General features: G+C 61.9%; 17 protein-coding genes. 16 read left to right on the top strand and 1 reads right to left on the bottom strand.

Translation table 11 applies throughout. The features are described 5' to 3' along the window. The first annotated feature begins 79 nt into the window (after window positions 1-79). Window positions 80-334: a lipoprotein gene (locus HBO19_RS19955; protein WP_038445326.1), complete on the top strand. Its 255-nt coding sequence runs from the start codon at window positions 80-82 to the stop codon at window positions 332-334. Window positions 335-364: 30 nt separating this feature from the next. Then, window positions 365-934: a lipocalin family protein gene (locus HBO19_RS19950; protein ID WP_032862264.1), complete on the top strand. Its 570-nt coding sequence runs from the start codon at window positions 365-367 to the stop codon at window positions 932-934. A gap of 206 nt (window positions 935-1,140) precedes the next feature. Here the strand turns inward: HBO19_RS19950 and HBO19_RS19945 are convergent, their stop codons facing one another. Continuing rightward, on the bottom strand, window positions 1,141-2,505 hold the full coding sequence (locus HBO19_RS19945; protein WP_170042370.1) for a formimidoylglutamate deiminase: 1,365 nt from the start codon (window positions 2,503-2,505) through the stop codon (window positions 1,141-1,143). A 147-nt stretch (window positions 2,506-2,652) separates the two neighbouring features. On the opposite strand from HBO19_RS19945, the gene hutC reads away from it, so the two are divergent. The 14 genes from hutC (at window position 2,653) to dtd (ending at window position 18,881) form a co-directional block, all read left to right on the top strand. Further along, the gene (gene hutC, locus HBO19_RS19940; RefSeq protein WP_262381098.1) at window positions 2,653-3,363 is read left to right on the top strand and encodes a histidine utilization repressor; all 711 of its coding nucleotides are present in this window, start codon (window positions 2,653-2,655) and stop codon (window positions 3,361-3,363) included. Continuing rightward, window positions 3,360-3,920, top strand: coding sequence for a HutD family protein (locus HBO19_RS19935; protein ID WP_170058145.1), 561 nt, complete (start codon window positions 3,360-3,362; stop codon window positions 3,918-3,920). Before hutC ends, HBO19_RS19935 begins: the two co-directional genes overlap by 4 nt. Before the next feature lie 392 nt (window positions 3,921-4,312). Then, complete coding sequence (hutU, locus tag HBO19_RS19930) at window positions 4,313-5,998, top strand: urocanate hydratase (protein WP_170058144.1); 1,686 nt, start codon at window positions 4,313-4,315, stop codon at window positions 5,996-5,998. Window positions 5,999-6,173: 175 nt separating this feature from the next. Next, complete coding sequence (locus HBO19_RS19925; RefSeq protein ID WP_169955661.1) at window positions 6,174-7,643, top strand: cytosine permease; 1,470 nt, start codon at window positions 6,174-6,176, stop codon at window positions 7,641-7,643. A 68-nt stretch (window positions 7,644-7,711) separates the two neighbouring features. Next, window positions 7,712-8,680: an ABC transporter substrate-binding protein gene (locus tag HBO19_RS19920; protein WP_169955662.1), complete on the top strand. Its 969-nt coding sequence runs from the start codon at window positions 7,712-7,714 to the stop codon at window positions 8,678-8,680. A 72-nt stretch (window positions 8,681-8,752) separates the two neighbouring features. After that, window positions 8,753-9,604 (top strand): proline/glycine betaine ABC transporter permease, encoded by an 852-nt coding sequence (locus tag HBO19_RS19915; protein WP_076961686.1) that lies wholly within the window; start codon window positions 8,753-8,755, stop codon window positions 9,602-9,604. Then, on the top strand, window positions 9,601-10,425 hold the full coding sequence (locus tag HBO19_RS19910; protein WP_169955663.1) for a glycine betaine/L-proline ABC transporter ATP-binding protein: 825 nt from the start codon (window positions 9,601-9,603) through the stop codon (window positions 10,423-10,425). Before HBO19_RS19915 ends, HBO19_RS19910 begins: the two co-directional genes overlap by 4 nt. Before the next feature lie 142 nt (window positions 10,426-10,567). Next, window positions 10,568-12,091: a histidine ammonia-lyase gene (gene hutH / locus HBO19_RS19905; RefSeq protein WP_170058143.1), complete on the top strand. Its 1,524-nt coding sequence runs from the start codon at window positions 10,568-10,570 to the stop codon at window positions 12,089-12,091. Between the two features lie 19 nt (window positions 12,092-12,110). Beyond that, window positions 12,111-13,649, top strand: coding sequence for a histidine ammonia-lyase (gene hutH / locus HBO19_RS19900; protein ID WP_170042374.1), 1,539 nt, complete (start codon window positions 12,111-12,113; stop codon window positions 13,647-13,649). Window positions 13,650-13,759: 110 nt separating this feature from the next. Then, window positions 13,760-15,169 (top strand): amino acid permease, encoded by a 1,410-nt coding sequence (locus HBO19_RS19895; protein ID WP_170058142.1) that lies wholly within the window; start codon window positions 13,760-13,762, stop codon window positions 15,167-15,169. A gap of 15 nt (window positions 15,170-15,184) precedes the next feature. After that, a complete protein-coding gene (gene hutI, locus HBO19_RS19890; RefSeq protein ID WP_170058141.1) occupies window positions 15,185-16,390 on the top strand; it encodes an imidazolonepropionase in 1,206 nt (401 codons plus the stop codon). A 29-nt stretch (window positions 16,391-16,419) separates the two neighbouring features. Next, complete coding sequence (gene hutG / locus HBO19_RS19885; protein WP_170058140.1) at window positions 16,420-17,220, top strand: N-formylglutamate deformylase; 801 nt, start codon at window positions 16,420-16,422, stop codon at window positions 17,218-17,220. 255 nt (window positions 17,221-17,475) lie between these two features. Further along, on the top strand, window positions 17,476-18,447 hold the full coding sequence (pip, locus tag HBO19_RS19880) for a prolyl aminopeptidase (protein ID WP_170058139.1): 972 nt from the start codon (window positions 17,476-17,478) through the stop codon (window positions 18,445-18,447). Next, window positions 18,444-18,881 carry a D-aminoacyl-tRNA deacylase gene (gene dtd / locus HBO19_RS19875; protein WP_170058138.1) on the top strand — a complete coding sequence of 146 codons (438 nt, stop codon included), beginning with the start codon at window positions 18,444-18,446 and terminating at the stop codon, window positions 18,879-18,881. Before pip ends, dtd begins: the two co-directional genes overlap by 4 nt. Window positions 18,882-19,133: the final 252 nt, after the last annotated feature.

Here is a 19,133-nt window from a genome sequence, read left to right as displayed (position 1 = left end):
TGCGGGAACCAGACCCCCCTTTTCCCTTCTAAGCTTCTGGCAGACCCCCACTGCTGCGTGTCCCTCCAGGAGCTCTACCATGTCGTTACGCCGTCTCGCCCTCTTGTGCTTTTGCGTGCTGTTGGCCGCTTGCAGCAAGGTCACCCAGGAAAATTACCAGAAGCTCTCGGCTGGCATGGCCAAGGCTGAAGTGGAGTCGTTGCTGGGCAAGCCCACCGATTGTTCTGGCGCACTGGGCATGTCCAGTTGCACCTGGGGCGATAAAAACAGCTTTATCAGCGTGCAGTACGCCGGTGACAAAGTTCTGATGTTTTCCGGGCAAGGCCTGAAGTAAACCGGGGCGCAAGCCTGCGGGAGAAGAAGAATGATGCGTTTCGTTTTATACCTTTGCGCCAGCCTGTTTTTGGCAGGCTGCGCCAGCCATTCTGGCGATGATCTGCAACCCAAGACTGTCGGCAGCGTCAACCTCAAGCGTTACCAGGGCACCTGGTACGAACTGGCCCGCTTGCCCATGTATTTCCAGCGCAACTGCGCGCAATCCGAGGCCCGCTACTCCCTGTTGCCCGATGGCGACATGTCAGTGTTCAACCGTTGCCTGACCACCGAGTGGAAGTGGGAAGAAGCCAAGGGCACGGCCACGCCGCAGGTACCGGGCAAGACCGACAAGCTGTGGGTCGAATTCAATAACTGGTTCACCGCGTTGCTACCGGGCGTGGCCAAGGGCGATTACTGGGTGTTGTATGTCAGCGATGACTACAAGACCGCCATCGTCGGCAGCCCGAGCCGGCGTTATATGTGGCTGCTGTCACGCACGCCGACCGTCAGCGCCGACACCCGTGAAGACCTGCTGAGCCGGGCGCGCCAGCAGGGTTACGACACCACACGGTTGATCTGGCGTACGTCGGACAAACAGATGGCCAAGACCTCGCAGTAACCCGAAACAAGGTCGAGCAAAGAAGGGCGGGCATGCCATAAAGCCCGCTCTTTTTTTTGCTGGTTTTTTGCAAAACCAGAAGGGCATCACACTACCCAATGTGGGAGCTGGCTTGCCTGCGATGGCGGCGGGCCAGTCGATGACGATTTCGACTGACACACGGCTATCGCGGGCAAGCCCGCTCCCACAGGGGTTATGTGTTGTTCTTAAGACAGTAGGTCTCTGAGGACTTGCGTGAAGGCCCGGCTGCTCTCTTCCTCGCCCGCATGATGCCCATCGCGCACCACCCACTGGCCGTTGACCAGCACATCGCGCACCTGCCGATCCCCTCCGGCAAACAACCAGCGATTAAGAATGCCATCCTCATGGGCCGTCGCCAGGTACGGATCATTGCCATCGAGCACCAGCCAGTCCGCACGCTTGCCGACTTCCAGGCGGCCAATCGGTTGCCCCAGCGCCTGCGCGCCGCCGTCCAGGGCTGCGTCATACAGGGTGCGGCCGACCATCGGTTGATCGCTGCGATACAGCCGGTTGCGCCGCTGGTCGCGCAGGCGCTGGCCGTATTCCAGCCAGCGCAGTTCTTCGACCACGCTCAAGGACACATGGCTGTCCGACCCAATCCCCATGCGCCCACCCTGGGCCAGGAAGTCCACCGCCGGGAAGATCCCGTCGCCCAGGTTGGCCTCGGTGGTCAGGCACAACCCGGCGATCGCCCGGCTGTTGGCCATCAATGTCACTTCGTCGGGGTTGGCGTGGGTGGCGTGCACCAGGCACCAGCGCTGGTCGACGTGCACATTGTCATACAGCCATTGCAGCGGGCGCTTGCCGCTCCAGGCCAGGCAGTCATCGACTTCCTTTTGCTGCTCGGCGATGTGGATGTGCACCGGGCAGGCCTGGTCGCTGGCGGCCAGCACTGCGCTGATCTGTTGCGGCGTTACCGCGCGCAATGAGTGGAAACACAGGCCCAGTTGCTGGGCCGGTTGTGCCGCCAGGATCGGTTGCAGGCGCGCTTGCAGCTCCAGGTAGTTATCGGTGCTGTTGATAAAGCGGCGCTGTCCGTCGTTCGGCGCCTGGCCGCCAAAGCCCGAGTGGCTGTAGAGCACTGGCAGCAAGGTCAGGCCGATCCCGCTGCTGGCCGCGGCCAGGCTGATCTGGCGCGACAGTTCGGTGGGGTCGCTGTAAGGCTGGCCGCTGATATCGTGGTGCACATAGTGGAACTCGGCGACCGAGGTGTAGCCGGCCTTGAGCATCTCGATATACAGCTGGCGCGCGATGACCTGCAATTGCTCGGGGCTGATCTGGCCGACCATGCGGTACATCAGGTCACGCCAGGTCCAGAAGCTGTCATTGGGGTTGCCGGCGACTTCCGCCAGCCCCGCCATGGCCCGTTGGAACGCATGGGAGTGCAGGTTCGGCATGCCCGGCAACACAGGGCCTCTCAGTCGTTCGGCGCCGTCTGCGCTGGCATTGGCCGTCACGTTGGTCAGCAGGCCATCGGCGCTGACTTCAAGGCGTACATCAGTGGCCCATCCATTAGGCAGCAGCGCGCGTTCGGCAAAGAAAGCGGACATGATCAAGGTACCCCGGTCGTGTGTTTATTTGTATATACATATACAGACGTTTGCCTGCTCGGTAAACTCCGGCAATCTATGCATCTTTTCCTCCTGCAAGGATTCCCCGTGCCGACTCCGCCCGCCAAGTCCCCGCTGGCTGCCCACATGGACGAAAGTCCGGCGCCCTTGTATGCCCGCGTCAAGCAGATGATCAGCCAGCAGATTCTCAACGGCAACTGGCCGCCGCACTATCGTGTGCCGTCGGAAAGCGAGTTGGTCAACCAGTTGGGCTTCAGCCGCATGACCATCAACCGCGCCCTACGGGAGCTGACCGCCGAAGGCTTGCTGGTGCGCATGCAAGGCGTCGGCACTTTTGTCGCCGAGCCCAAGAGCCAGTCGGCGCTGTTCGAGGTGCATAACATCGCCGATGAGATCGCCTCCCGCGGCCATCGCCACACCTGCAAGGTGATTACCCTGGGCGAGGAGGCTGCTGGTTCCGAGCGCGCCGTGGCCCTGGAAATGCGTGAAGGCGGGCGGGTGTTCCACTCGCTGATCGTGCACTACGAAAACGATATCCCGGTGCAAATCGAAGACCGTTTCGTCAACGCGCTGGTGGCACCGCAATACCTGCAACAGGACTTCACCCAGCAAACCCCCTACGCCTATCTCAACCAGGTGGCGCCGCTGACCGAGGGTGAGCATGTGGTGGAAGCGATCCTGGCCGACCCGCAGGAATGCAAGCTGCTGCAGATCGAGGCCGGCGAGCCGTGCCTGCTGATTCGCCGGCGCACCTGGTCCGGGCGCCAGCCGGTGACCGCTGCGCGGCTGATCCACCCAGGTTCGCGGCATAGCCTCGAAGGACGCTTCAGCAAATGAGTGCAGTCAAGGTCTGGCGCGCCGCCGATTACGTACGCATGCCGTGGAAAAACGGCGGTGGCAGCACCGAAGAAATCACCCGTGATGCAGGCTTGGGCCTCGACGGTTTTGGCTGGCGCCTGTCGATTGCCGACATCGGCGAGTCGGGTGGTTTTTCCACGTTTGCCGGGTATCAGCGGATCATCACCGTGATCCAGGGTGCCGGCATGGTGCTGACGGTGGACGGCGAAGAGCAGCGCGGCCTGCTGCCTCTGCAGCCGTTTGCCTTCAAGGGTGAAAGCCAGGTGGCGTGCCGCCTGATCACCGGGCCGATTCGCGACTTCAACCTGATCTATTCGCCCCAGCGTTACCACGCACGTTTGCAATGGGTGGACGGGGTGCAGCAGTTTTTCAGTACCGCGCACACCGTGCTGGTGTTCAGTGTGGCCGATGAGGTGAAGGTGCTGGGCGAAGTGCTGGGCCATCATGATTGTTTGCAGGTGGACGGTAACAGTGGCTTGCTGGATATCAGCGTGACAGGCCGCTGCTGCCTGATCGAACTGACCGCACGCGATTAAACATGTGGGAGCTGGCTTGCCTGCGATTGCGGTGTGTCAGACAAATGGCTATCGCAGGTAAGCCAGCTCCCACATGGGTTATGTATAGGCTGCACAATCTGTTTCCAGTCCTGCACCAAGTTGTTACCGAATGCCCCAGCATGGCGCAATACCCTGCTTTTGTAACAACTCCCCAACTGTCCAAACCAGTGCTTTAAGAAATTTCATCAAGCCTCGAAGCCTTGATTTCCGAGGCCTGCACGCCCACCACAAAAAAATCTTAAGCTCTCCCTCATCAAGTTGGCCGCTCGATTGCATATGCTTGTATGTACAAGTAAAGGTGTGTGCATAAGAGTCGCTAAACATCCTCTTCGCACCATCGTGTTCGCGCATCGATTGCTGAGGAGTTTTTTGTGACTGACTTTTCCCAGAACAAGCCTACCAAGTACCGCGACGTTGAAATCCGCGCCGCCCGTGGCAACACGCTCACCGCCAAAAGCTGGCTGACTGAAGCGCCGCTGCGCATGCTGATGAACAACCTCGACCCGCAAGTGGCCGAGAACCCCAAAGAGTTGGTGGTGTACGGCGGTATCGGCCGTGCGGCGCGTAACTGGGAGTGCTACGACCAGATCGTCGAAAGCCTGACCAACCTGAACGACGACGAAACCCTGCTGGTGCAATCGGGCAAGCCGGTCGGCGTGTTCAAGACCCACAGCAATGCCCCGCGTGTGTTGATCGCCAACTCCAACCTGGTGCCGCACTGGGCCAGTTGGGAGCATTTCAACGAACTGGATGCCAAGGGCCTGGCCATGTACGGCCAGATGACCGCCGGCAGCTGGATCTACATCGGCAGCCAGGGCATCGTTCAGGGCACCTACGAAACCTTCGTCGAGGCCGGTCGCCAGCATTACGATTCAAACCTCAAGGGCCGTTGGGTGCTCACTGCCGGCCTCGGCGGCATGGGCGGCGCCCAGCCTCTGGCCGCGACCCTGGCCGGCGCGTGCTCGCTGAACATTGAATGCCAGCAGGTCAGTATCGATTTCCGCTTGAACAGCCGTTATGTCGACGAACAAGCCCGCGACCTCGACGACGCCCTGGCGCGCATCGCCAAGTACACCAAGGAAGGCAAGGCCATCTCCATCGCCCTGCTGGGCAACGCTGCCGAAATCCTCCCGGAACTGGTCAAGCGCGGCGTGCGCCCGGACATGGTCACTGACCAGACCAGCGCCCACGACCCACTCAATGGCTACCTGCCCGCCGGTTGGACCTGGGACCAATACCGCGCCCGCGCCAAGACCGAACCGGCCGCCGTGATCAAGGCCGCCAAGCAGTCGATGGCCGTACACGTCAAGGCGATGCTGGACTTCCAGAAAATGGGCGTACCGACCTTCGACTACGGCAACAACATCCGTCAGATGGCGCAGGAAGAAGGCGTGGAAAACGCATTCGACTTCCCAGGCTTTGTACCGGCCTACATCCGCCCGCTGTTCTGCCGTGGCATCGGCCCGTTCCGCTGGGCGGCACTGTCGGGCGACCCGCAGGACATCTACAAAACCGACGCCAAAGTCAAAGAACTGATCGCCGACGATGCCCACCTGCACAACTGGCTGGACATGGCGCGCGAGCGCATCAGCTTCCAGGGCCTGCCGGCGCGCATCTGCTGGGTTGGCCTGGGCCAGCGCGCCAAGCTCGGCCTGGCATTCAACGAAATGGTGCGCAGCGGCGAACTGTCGGCACCGGTGGTGATCGGCCGTGACCACCTGGACTCCGGCTCGGTATCAAGCCCCAACCGCGAAACCGAATCCATGCAGGACGGTTCCGACGCCGTGTCCGACTGGCCACTGCTCAACGCCCTGCTCAACACCGCCAGCGGTGCGACCTGGGTTTCGCTGCACCACGGCGGTGGCGTGGGCATGGGCTTCTCCCAGCACTCCGGCATGGTCATCGTCTGCGACGGTACCGACGAAGCCGCCGAGCGCATTGCCCGCGTGCTGCATAACGACCCGGCCACCGGGGTGATGCGTCATGCCGATGCGGGTTACCAGATCGCTATCGATTGCGCCAAGGAGCAGGGCCTGAACCTGCCAATGATCAAGTAACGCCTGGCTCGGTTCCTGTGGGAGCTGGCTTGCCTGCGATGCGGGCGACTGGGTCTGTCAGGCAGATCACAGTGATGCAATCGCAGACAAGCCAGCTCCCACATTTGACCTGCTGTGTATTTGAAACATGTTTGAGCCGCACCACCGAAAACAATCCATTAGAGGTTGAATACCCATGGCTGCAAAAGACGCGCGTGCAAGCTCCACCCCGTTGATCGAAAGGCGTTCGATCGACTACATCCCGGAAGCGGAAAGACACGGTCGTCTATTGAGCCAGTTCACCCTGTGGATGGGTGCCAACCTGCAAATCACCGCGATTGTCACCGGGGCCCTGGCCGTGGTGCTGGGCGGGGATGTGTTCTGGTCGTTGATCGGTCTGTTGGTCGGTCAACTGCTGGGCGGCGGCGTGATGGCGTTGCATGCGGCGCAAGGGCCCAGGCTTGGCCTGCCGCAGATGATTTCCAGCCGGGTGCAGTTCGGTGTGTATGGCGCAGCCATCCCGATTGTGCTGGTGTGCTTGATGTACCTCGGTTTCACCGCCACCGGGACCGTGCTGTCCGGCCAGGCGCTGGGCCAGTTGTTTGGGGTCAGCGACAGTGTTGGCATTCTGATTTTCGCCAGTGTCATCGTGCTGGTCACGGTGCTCGGTTACCGGGTGATCCATTTCATCGGCCGTGTCGCCAGCGTCATTGGCGTGATTGCCTTTGTGTACCTGTTCAGCCGCCTGATGAGCCAGACCGACGTTGGCGCACTCCTGCAAATCCGTCACTTCAGCTGGAGCAGCTTCCTACTCGCGGTATCGCTCGCGGCCTCCTGGCAGATCGCCTTCGGGCCCTATGTGGCGGACTATTCCCGCTACCTGCCGCGCAACACGTCCTCGGTGAAAACCTTCCTGGCCGCAGGCGCCGGCTCGGTCATTGGCGCACAGGTGGCGATGATCCTCGGTGTGTTTGCCGCTGCGATGTCCAACGGCAAATTTGCCGGTAACGAAGTGGCCTACATCGTGGGCCTGGGCGGCACGGGGGCTACGGCGGCACTGCTGTATTTCAGCATCGCGTTCGGCAAAGTCACCATTTCCACGCTGAACTCCTACGGCAGCTTCATGTGCATTGCGACCATCGTCAGCGGTTTTCGCGGGCGCATGGAGGTGTCGCGCATGCAGCGCCTGGTTTTCGTGCTGGCCATCGTCGGTGCGGCGACTCTGATCGCGTTGCTCGGGCAGCACTCGTTCCTCAGTGCGTTCAAGTCCTTCATCCTGTTTTTGCTGGCGTTCTTTACGCCCTGGAGCGCGATCAACCTGGTGGACTACTACTGCATCACCCGCGATCGCTATGACGTGCCGGCGCTGGCCGATCCAAATGGTCGCTACGGCCGCTGGAACCCGCTGGGGATCAGCGTCTATGTGTTCGGGGTGCTGGTGCAGTTGCCGTTCATCGCCACCAAGTTCTACACCGGTCCCCTGGTGGCCAGCCTGGGGGGTGTGGATATTTCCTGGATCATCGGCCTGGTACTGCCCGCCGCCCTGTATTACCTGTGTGCGAAAAAATGGCACGGTGCGATTCCTGAGCGGCTGATCCTGCCGGTAGAGCAGGGCGCTGCACCCCAAGTTACCCCTAAAAACAACGGGCTGAGTGCACAAGCCTGATGGGACGTGGACAAGGCAGGATGCCTTTTGACTGCCGTAATCCATTTCATGATTGGGAGCGTCACATAATGAGAATGCATAAGACCCTGCTGACCCCATTGCTCGCCGCCGGCCTGCTGGCCAGCGCTGGCGCCACCCAGGCGGCCGGCTGGTGCGAGTCGGGCAAGCCGGTGAAGTTCGCCGGCCTGAACTGGGAAAGCGGCATGTTGCTGACTGACGTCCTGCAAGTGGTCCTGGAAAAAGGCTACGACTGTAAAACCGATAGCCTGCCGGGCAATTCCATCACCATGGAAAACGCCCTGGGCAGTAACGATATCCAGATCTTCGCCGAAGAGTGGGTTGGCCGCAGTGAAGTGTGGAAAAAGGCCGAGAAGGCCGGCAAGGTCGTGGGTGTCGGTGCGCCCGTGGTCGGCGCGGTTGAAGGCTGGTACGTGCCGCGCTACGTGATCGAAGGCGACGCCAAGCGCAAGCTCGAAGCCAAGGCCCCGGACCTGAAAAGCATCGCCGACCTGGCCAAGTATTCCGCAGTGTTCAAGGACCAGGAAGAGCCCGCCAAAGGCCGTTTCTACAACTGCCCGGCCGGCTGGACCTGCGAGCTGGACAACAGCGAAATGCTCAAGAGCTACGGCCTGGAAAATTCCTACACCAACTTCCGCCCAGGCACCGGCCCGGCGCTGGATGCAGCGGTGCTGTCGAGCTACAAGCGTGGCGAACCGATCCTGTTCTACTACTGGTCGCCGACGCCACTGATGGGCCAGGTGGACCTGGTCAAGCTCGACGAAAAACCCGGCGTGGATAAAAGCGTGACCATCAAGGTCGGCCTGTCCAAGACGTTCCACGAGCAGGCCCCGGAACTGGTGGCGGTGCTGGAGAAGGTCAACCTGCCGATCGACCTGCTCAACCAGAACCTGGCGCGCATGAGCAAAGAGCGGATTGATTCGTCGAAGCTGGCGAAGATTTTCCTCAAGGAGCATCCAGAGGTCTGGCACGCCTGGGTCAGTGAAGACGCAGCCAAGAAAATAGACGCGGCCTTGTAGGCACAGTGCTCCCGGCTACCCTGAACAGGCAGCCGGACACCCGGCCACACTCCACTGGATCGAGAGCACGTTATGTTTCCTGAGAGTTTTACGTTTTCCATCGCCGACTGGGTCAACGGTTGGGTCGATGGGTTGGTGACCAACTACGGCGATGTGTTCCGGCAGATTTCCGACACCTTGCTGTGGGCCATCGTCAACCTGGAAGGCCTGCTGCGCGCGGCGCCCTGGTGGCTGATGCTGGCGATAGTCGGCGGCGTTGCCTGGCACGCCACCCGCAAGGTGCTGACCACGGCGGTGATCGTCGGCCTGTTGTTCCTGGTGGGCGCGGTCGGCCTGTGGGACAAGCTGATGCAAACCCTGGCGCTGATGATGGTGGCCACGGTGATCTCGGTGCTGATCGGCATTCCCCTGGGCATCCTCTCGGCGCGCAGCAATCGCCTGCGCTCGGTGCTGATGCCGCTGCTGGATATCATGCAGACCATGCCCAGCTTCGTGTACCTGATCCCGGTATTGATGCTGTTTGGCCTGGGCAAGGTGCCGGCGATTTTCGCCACGGTGATCTACGCCGCGCCGCCATTGATTCGCCTGACCGACCTGGGCATTCGCCAAGTGGATCGGGAAGTGATGGAAGCCATCAATGCCTTTGGCGCCAACCGCTGGCAGCAGCTGTTTGGCGTGCAACTGCCGCTGGCCCTGCCGAGCATCATGGCCGGGATCAACCAGACCACCATGATGGCCCTGTCGATGGTGGTGATCGCCTCGATGATCGGCGCCCGTGGCCTGGGTGAAGACGTGCTGGTGGGCATCCAGACCCTTAACGTCGGGCGCGGCCTGGAGGCTGGCCTGGCGATTGTGATTCTCGCAGTGGTCATCGACCGCATTACCCAGGCCTATGGTCGTCCACGGCATGAGGCGAGCAAATGACTATTGTCAGCAAGATCGAAGTTAAAAACGTATTCAAGATTTTCGGCGCCCGTGACAAGGAAGCCCTGGCGCTGATTGGCCAGGGCCAGACCAAGGACCAGGTGCTGGCGCAGACCGGTTGCGTGGTGGGGGTCAATGACCTGTCCCTGAGCATCGGCACCGGCGAGATCTTTGTGATCATGGGCCTGTCGGGTTCCGGTAAGTCCACCCTGGTGCGCCACTTCAACCGCCTGATCGACCCCACCAGCGGCGCGATCCTGGTGGACGGCGAAGACATTCTGCAACTGGATATGGACGCCTTGCGCCAGTTCCGTCGGCACAAGATCAGCATGGTGTTCCAGAGCTTCGGCCTGCTGCCGCACAAGAGCGTGCTGGACAACGTGGCCTATGGCCTGAAAGTGCGCGGCGAAACCAAGCAAGTGTGCACCGAGCGTGCCTTGCACTGGATCGCAACCGTGGGTTTGAAGGGGTATGAAAACAAATACCCGCACCAGTTGTCGGGCGGCATGCGCCAACGGGTGGGCCTGGCCCGGGCCCTGGCGGCTGACACCGACATCATCCTGATGGACGAAGCGTTCAGTGCCCTCGACCCGCTGATCCGCGCCGAGATGCAGGACCAGTTGCTGGAACTGCAAAAGACCCTGCACAAGACCATCGTGTTTATCACCCACGACCTGGACGAGGCCGTGCGCATCGGCAATCGCATCGCGATCCTCAAGGACGGCAAGCTGATCCAGGTCGGCACGCCCCGGGAGATCTTGCATTCGCCGGCCGATGAGTACGTGGACCGGTTTGTTCAGCGGCGGGCGGCGGTGGTCTGAACCGAGCCTTGTGGTGAATTGGCCGGCCTCATCGCAGGCAAGCCAGCTCCCACATTTGAATGCATTCACAAATCAAAATGTGGGAGCGGGCTTGCTCGCGAAGAGGCCGGCAAGGCCGCAAAAAATTCAAGAAGGTATGAAGATGTCCCAGGCTAAAAAAATCGTCATCGCCGACACCCCCCTGCACTGGCAGGACGTGGTCGCCGTCGCGCGCTTCGGCGCCGAGCTTGCGCTGTCGGGCCAGGCCTGGGCGCGCATCGACAATGCCCAGTCCATCGTGCAACGCATCGTCACCGGCGGCGAGCGCGCCTATGGTGTCAACACCGGCCTGGGCGCGTTGTGCAATGTGTCGCTCAAGGGCGAGCAACTGAGCCAGCTGTCGCGCAATACCTTGCTCAGCCACGCCTGCGGTGTCGGTGCGCCGCTTACCGATGAGCAGACTCGCGCCATCATCTGCGCCGCTGTCCTCAACTACAGCCAGGGCAAGTCCGGCCTGCATCCGCAGGTGGTGCATTCGTTGCTGGCGCTGCTCAACCATGGCATTACCCCGCAGGTGCCGTCCCAGGGTTCGGTGGGCTACCTGACCCATATGGCCCATATCGGTATTGCCTTGCTGGGTGTAGGAAATGTCAGCTATCGCGGCCAGATCGTTACCGCCCAGGCCGCCTTGGCCGCCGAAGGCCTGCAGCCGGTGGTGCTCGGTGCCAAGGACGGCCTGTGCCTGGTCAATGGCACGCCGTGCATGAGCGGTCTGAGCTGCCTGGCCCTGGCCGATGCCCACCATTTGCTGCAATGGGCCGATGTGATCGGCGCCATGAGCTTTGAAGCACAGCGCGGGCAGATCGATGCGTTCGACGAGCAGATCATTGCCCTCAAGCCACACCCTGGCATGCAGCAGGTCGGCAGCAACCTGCGGGCTTTGCTCGCGGGCAGCGAGGTGATTGCCGCCAGCCGGGGCATTCGTACACAGGACGCGCTGAGCATCCGTTCGATCCCCCAGGTCCATGGCGCCGCCCGCGATCAGCTGGAACACGCCACCCGCCAGATTGAAACCGAACTCAACGGCGCCACCGACAACCCGTTACTGCTCGGCACGCCAGACAACTACCGCGTGGTGTCCCAGGCCAACCCCCATGGGCAGTCCGTGGCACTGGCGGCGGATATGCTGGCCATCGCCATGGCCGAGATCGGTTCCATCGCCGAGCGCCGCCTGGACCGCCTGATCAACCCTCACGTCAGCGGCTTGCCGGCGTTCCTGGTGAGCAACCCTGGGGTCAACTCGGGGATGATGATCGTGCAGTACGTCGCCGCTTCCCTCTGTGGGCAGAATCGTCAACTGGCGCAGCCGGCGGTGCTCGACAATTTCGTCACCTCGGGCCTGCAGGAAGACCACCTGAGCATGGGCACCAACGCTGCGCTCAAGCTGCATTCGGTGCTGGCAAACGTCACCCAGATCCTCGCCATCGAATACCTGCTGGCGGCCCAGGCCTTTGAGTTCCTCAAACACCAAGGCTTCGGCGCCGGCACCCACGCGGCTTGGCGCCTGCTGCGCGAGCACGTCCCGGCCTATGAGCAGGACCGCTGGTTGGCACCGGATATCGCGACCACCGCAAAGCTGCTCAACACCCCTGATTTGCTGAACCACGTTTTACCGAATTTGCACTGAACCCTATTTCAAAAGGAGCATGAATGTGACTGCGCTAAATCTGATTCCAGGCCAACTGACCCTTGCCCAACTGCGGGCCATCTACCAGCAGCCGGTAACCCTCAGCCTGGATGACAGCGCCTCGGCGCAGATCGAAGCCAGTGTGGCCTGTGTCGAGCAGATTCTCGCCGAGAACCGCACCGCCTATGGCATCAACACCGGTTTCGGCCTGTTGGCCTCGACCCGTATCGCCAGCGAAGACCTGGAAAACCTCCAGCGTTCCCTGGTGTTGTCCCACGCGGCCGGCGTTGGCGAGCCGATCAGCGATGCGCTGGTGCGTTTGGTGATGGTGCTCAAGGTCAACAGCCTGAGCCGGGGTTTTTCCGGGATTCGCCGCCAGGTAATCGATGCGCTGATCGCCCTGATCAACGCCGAGGTCTACCCCCATATCCCGCTCAAGGGCTCGGTCGGTGCTTCCGGTGACTTGGCGCCACTGGCCCATATGTCCCTGGTGCTGCTGGGCGAAGGCAAGGCCCGTTACAAAGGTGAGTGGCTGGAGGCGACCGAAGCGCTGAAAGTCGCCGGCCTTGCGCCCCTGACCCTGGCCGCCAAGGAAGGCCTGGCGCTGCTCAACGGCACCCAGGTCTCCACCGCTTACGCCTTGCGCGGTTTGTTTGAAGGCGAAGATCTGTTCGCCGCCGCTATCGCCTGTGGCGGCCTGACCGTGGAAGCGGTGCTGGGCTCGCGCTCGCCGTTCGACGCGCGCATTCATGCGGCCCGTGGCCAGCGTGGGCAGATTGACTCGGCCGCCGCTTATCGCGACCTGCTCGGCGACAGCAGCCAGGTGTCCCAGTCCCACCAGAACTGCGACAAGGTGCAAGACCCGTACTCCCTGCGTTGCCAGCCGCAAGTCATGGGCGCCTGCCTGACCCAGTTCCGCCAGGCGGCAGAGGTGTTGGTGGTCGAAGCCAACGCCGTATCCGATAACCCGCTGGTGTTCGCCGCCGAAGGCGATGTGATCTCCGGCGGTAACTTCCACGCCGAACCGGTGGCGATGGCCGCCGACAACATGGCCCTGGCCATTGCTGAAATCGGCTCCCTGAGCGAGCGCCGCATCTCGCTGATGATGGACAAGCACATGTCGCAATTGCCGCCGTTCCTGGTGGGCAATGGCGGGGTCAACTCCGGCTTCATGATCGCCCAGGTGACGGCGGCGGCGTTGGCCAGCGAGAACAAGGCGTTGTCCCATCCCCATAGCGTCGACAGCCTGCCGACGTCGGCCAACCAGGAGGACCACGTGTCTATGGCGCCGGCTGCCGGCAAGCGCCTGTGGGAAATGGCCGAAAACACCCGTGGGGTTCTCGCAGTGGAATGGCTGGCCGCCTGCCAGGGCCTGGACCTGCGCGATGGCCTGAAAACCTCACCCAAGCTGGAAAAGGCCCGTGGGATCCTGCGCGCCAAAGTGGGCTTCTACGACAAGGACCGCTTCTTCGCCCCGGACATCAACGCTGCCAGCGAGCTGTTGGCCAGCCGCTGCCTGAACGAGTTGGTGCCGGCCAAGCTGCTGCCAAGTCTCTAAGCACCACCCCGATCCCGTGTGGGAGCTGTCTCGCCAAGGCTCGACAGCTCCCACAGGTGATCGCCCATAGGTTCGGATTCTCTCTGGATAACAATAATTAGGGACGAGAAATGCACCAGCAAGCGCAAGGTCTCAAACGCGGGCTGACCGCCCGCCATATTCGCTTCATGGCACTGGGGTCGGCGATCGGCACCGGGCTGTTCTACGGCTCTGCCTCGGCCATCCAGATGGCTGGCCCGGCGGTGTTGCTGGCCTACCTGATCGGTGGCGCTGCCGTGTTCATGGTGATGCGCGCCCTCGGGGAAATGGCCGTGCACAATCCGGTGTCCGGCTCGTTCGGCCAATACGCCAGCACTTACCTGGGCCCGATGGCCGGTTTTATCCTCGGCTGGACCTACGCCTTCGAGATGATCATCGTCTGCCTGGCAGACGTCACCGCCTTTGGCATCTACATGGGCTTCTGGTTTCCCGAAGTCGCACGCTGGGTCTGGGTGCTCGGCATCGTCCTGCTGATCGGCGGGCTGAACCTGTGCAACGTCAAGGTATTTGGCGAAATGGAGTTCTGGCTGTCACTGCTCAAGGTCGGCGCGATTGTCGCAATGATCCTCGGCGGGTTCGGCATCATGCTGTTCGGCGTGCATTCGGCCGGCGAAGCCCCGGCCACCGGGTTGAGCAACCTCTGGGCCCATGGTGGCTTCATGCCCAATGGCGTGGGCGGCCTGATCGCCTCGTTTGCGGTGGTGATGTTTGCCTTTGGCGGCATCGAAATCATCGGCATCACTGCCGGTGAAGCCAAGGACCCGCAGCGGGTGATCCCCAAGGCGATCAACGCGGTGCCGCTGCGCATCCTGCTGTTCTACGTGCTGACCCTGTTTGTGCTGATGGCCATCTACCCATGGCCGCAGATCGGCAGCCAGGGCAGCCCATTCGTGCAGATCTTCAGCAACCTGGGGATTGGCTCGGCGGCGACCATCCTCAATATCGTGGTGATCTCGGCGGCCGTCTCGGCCATCAACAGTGACATCTTCGGCGCCGGCCGCATGATGTACGGCCTGGCCCAGCAAGGGCAGGCGCCCAAGGGCTTTGCGCAACTGTCGCGCCACGGTGTGCCATGGATGACCGTGGTGGTGATGGGCGCGGCGCTGCTGGGCGGTGTGGTGTTGAACTACCTGATCCCGGAAAACGTGTTCCTGGTGATTGCCTCGATTGCCACCTTCGCTACCGTGTGGGTATGGCTGATGATCCTGGTCACGCAGGTGGCAATGCGCCGCTCGATGACCCGCAAGCAGATCGCCGAACTGAAATTCCCGGTACCGTTCTGGCCCTATGCGCCGGCGGCGGCCATTGTGTTCATGCTGTTTATTTTTGGCGTGCTGGGCTACTTCCCGGACACCCAGGCCGCGCTGCTGGTAGGCGCCGTATGGATCGTGTTGCTGGTCCTCGCCTACCTGCTGTGGGTCAAGCCCGCAGCCGGGCAAGCGGCCAAGGTCAATTACGACCCGGCTTTGTCTCACCGATAACTTAGGGAGGCGTTGATGAAAACGCTTTGGCAACACTGCCACATCGCAACCATGGCCCGGGGCGAGTACTCGATCATCGAGGATGGCGCCATGGTCACGGCCGGTTCGCTGATCGAGTGGATCGGCCCCCGTGCCGAGCTGCCGCCTGGCGACTACGGGCAGACCCATGACTTGCAAGGGGCGTGGGTCACGCCGGGGCTGATCGACTGCCATACCCACACGGTATTTGGCGGCAACCGCAGCGGCGAATTCGAGCAGCGCCTGCAAGGCGTGAGCTACGCCGAGATCGCGGCGGCCGGCGGCGGTATCGCCAGCACCGTGCGCGCCACGCGTGCGGCGACCGAGGAAGAGCTGTTCGACAGCAGCCGCAAGCGCCTGCGCAGTTTGCTGCGTGACGGCGTGACCACGGTAGAGATCAAGTCCGGCTACGGCCTGGACCTGGCCAACGAGCGCAAGATGCTGCGGGTGGCCCGGCGCCTGGGGCAGGAGTTGCCGGTCAGCGTACGCGCCACGTGCCTGGCGGCCCATGCGTTGCCGCCGGAGTACAAGGATCGCGCCGATGACTACATCGAGCACATCTGCAACGAGATGCTGCCGGCCCTGGCAGCAGAAGGCTTGGTGGATGCGGTGGATGCGTTCTGTGAATACCTGGCGTTTTCCACCGAGCAGGTGGAGCGCGTGTTCAAAGTCGCGCAGCGCTTGGGCTTGCCGGTAAAACTGCATGCCGAGCAACTGTCGTCGCTGCACGGCTCCAGCCTGGCGGCGCGGTATCAGGCGCTGTCGGCGGACCACCTGGAGTTCATGACCGAAGAAGACGCCATCGCCATGGCCGCTGCCGGCACCGTCGCCGTGTTGCTGCCGGGGGCGTTCTATTTCCTGCGCGAAACCCAGTTGCCGCCGATGGATGCCTTGCGCAAGCACGGGGTGAAGATCGCCATCGCCAGCGACCTCAACCCCGGCACCTCGCCGGCCTTGTCCGTGCGGCTGATGCTGAACATGGCCTGCACCCTGTTTCGTATGACCCCGGAAGAAGCCCTGGCCGGCGCCACCCGACATGCCGCCACGGCACTGGGCATGGGCGACACCCACGGCTCGCTGGAAGTGGGCAAGGTCGCGGATTTTGTCGCCTGGCAGATCGATCGCCCCGCCGACCTGGCCTACTGGCTGGGCGGCGAGCTGGGTAAACGCGTCGTGCGCCATGGCGTCGACGTCGATGTGTAAGGCTGCCTTTGTGAGTAAGGAGTACTGCTGTGGATAAGGTTCTGAACTTCAAACAAGGCCGTGTGCCGCTGCTGATCAGCATGCCCCATGCCGGCCTGCGTCTGACGCCTGCGGTTGCAGCGGGCCTGATCCCCGAGGCGCAAAGCCTGCCGGATACCGACTGGCATATCCCCACGCTGTACGACTTTGCCCAGGAACTGGGGGCCAGCACCCTGGCGGCCGAGTATTCGCGGTTTGTCATCGACCTGAACCGGCCGTCTGACGATAAGCCGTTGTATGTCGGCGCGACCACCGGCCTGTTTCCCGCGACGCTGTTTGATGGCGTGCCGTTGTTTATCGAAGGCAAGGAGCCGTCGAAGGCGGAGCGGGCGACCTACCTGGAGCAGATCTGGACGCCCTATCACCAGACCCTGCAGCGCGAACTGGCGCGGCTCAAGGCCGAATTCGGCTACGCATTGCTGTTCGATGCGCATTCTATCCGCTCAGTCATCCCGCACCTGTTCGACGGCAAGTTGCCGGACTTCAACCTCGGCACGTTCAACGGTGCCGCCTGCGATCCCGGGTTGGCCAGCCAGTTGGAAGCGATCTGCGCGGCGCACCCGCAATACAGCCATGTGCTGAACGGGCGCTTCAAGGGCGGGCATATCACCCGGCACTACGGCAACCCGGCGCAGGATATTCATGCGGTGCAGCTGGAGTTGGGGCAGTGCACGTATATGGAGGAGTTTGAGCCGTTCAGGTATCGGCAGGATCTGGCCGAACCGACGCGGGTGGTGTTGAGGCAGTTGCTGCAAGGGCTATTGGCCTGGGGCCAGAAGCACTACACCTGAGGCAACGAAGATCAAACGGTGGGAGCGGGCTTGCGCGCGACGGCGGTCTGTCAGTTCACGAATATGTCGACTGATACGCCGCTATCGCGAGCAAGTCCGCTCCCACACGTGGTTGCGTGAACCTTCCTGGCTGATCGCTGACCCAGGTCCAGGCCTTCAAGGACATGCTCATTGCACAATTCGGGTTTATGATGCCAGACGGCAAAATAATAGACGTCCCCCCAGGGATGGAACCGACCCCTTACGGAGTGCGCAATGCAGACTTTGTACCCGCAGATCAAACCCTACGCCCGGCACGATCTGGCCGTCGATGAAACCCACACGCTGTATGTCGACGAAAGTGGTTCCCCGCAAGGTTTGCCCGTGGTCTTCATCCACGGTGGCCCCGGCGCCGGTTGTGATGCCAACAGCCGCTGCTATTTCGATCCCAACCTGTACCGCATCGTCACCTTTGACCAGCGTGGTTGCGGGCGCTCCACGCCACGGGCCAACCTGGAAAACAACACCACCTGGGATCTGGTCGCTGACCTTGAGCGCATTCGCGAGCACTTGGGCATCGAAAAGTGGGTGCTGTTCGGCGGCTCCTGGGGCTCGACCCTGGCCCTGGCCTATGCGCAAACCCATCCCGAGCGCGTGCATGGCCTGATCGTGCGCGGCATCTTCCTGGCCCGCCCCCAGGATATCCAGTGGTTCTACCAGGCGGGCGCGAGCCGCCTGTTCCCGGATTACTGGCAGGACTACATTGCGCCAATCCCTGTGGAAGAACGCCACGACATGATCAGCGCCTATCACAAGCGCCTCACCGGCAACGACCAGATCGCCCAGATGCATGCCGCCAAGGCCTGGTCCACCTGGGAAGGCCGCATGCTGGGCCTGTGCCCCAGCCCGCAGTTGATCGAGCGTTTTTCCGAGCCCCAGCGCGCCTTGTCGATTGCGCGTATCGAGTGCCACTACTTCACCCATAACTCCTTCCTGGAGCCCGACCAGCTGATTCGCGACATGCACAAGATCGCTCATCTGCCGGGCGTCATCGTGCATGGCCGCTACGATATGATCTGCCCGCTGGACAATGCCTGGGAATTGCATCAAGCCTGGCCGAACAGCGAATTGCAGGTGATCCGCGAGGCGGGTCATTCTGCCGCCGAGCCTGGAATCACCGATGCGCTGGTGCGAGCCACGAACGAGATGGCACGGCGCCTGCTTGATCTGCCGCCAGAAGAAGCATGAAGGGGCTTTTACAACGGGTGCGCGGCGCCCGGGTCGAAGTGGCAGGCGAAGTGGTGGGGGCGATAGACCAGGGTTTGCTGGTACTGGTGGCCGTCGAGCCTTCAGATACAGCGGCCAGTGCCGACAAGCTGTTGCATAAGCTGCTTAACTATCGGGTGTTCAGTGACGACGAGGGCAAGATGAACCTGTCGTTGAAGGACGTTGGCGGCGGTTTGCTGCTGGTGTCGCAGTTCACGCTGGCGGCCGATACCAAGAGCGGCCTGCGGCCCAGCTTCTCCACAGCGGCGCCTCCGGAAGTGGGCGAGGCACTTTTCGAGCACTTGTTGCTACAAGCGCAACAATTGCATGGCACTGTGGCGTCGGGGCGTTTTGGCGCGGATATGCAGGTGCATTTGGTCAATGACGGGCCGGTCACCTTCCTTTTACAGACCTGATTGTATGAAAAACGACTTTTAATGCGCAAAAACGCAAGTTTTCGCTACAAATACTTCGCTGCCCCTGCTGCGTTATCTCACCGGCTACTAGATAATCGCGCGCTACGGGGATCAGCGTAAATTGATCCATTTTTGACTTAGGTAGAGACTTGTCCGCTCGCCCGTGGGGAATCATTTAGCCCCATCGGAGTCGGAACAATGCTCGCCAACCTGGCATATAGATAGCTGGCCGTTGGTTTTTTGATCTGTTTT

Source organism: Pseudomonas sp. WS 5021, assembly GCF_012985535.1.
Lineage (GTDB): Bacteria > Pseudomonadota > Gammaproteobacteria > Pseudomonadales > Pseudomonadaceae > Aquipseudomonas.
The sequence above is the reverse complement of the archived record's forward strand: the minus strand, read 5'-3'. Positions and strand labels throughout refer to the sequence as shown.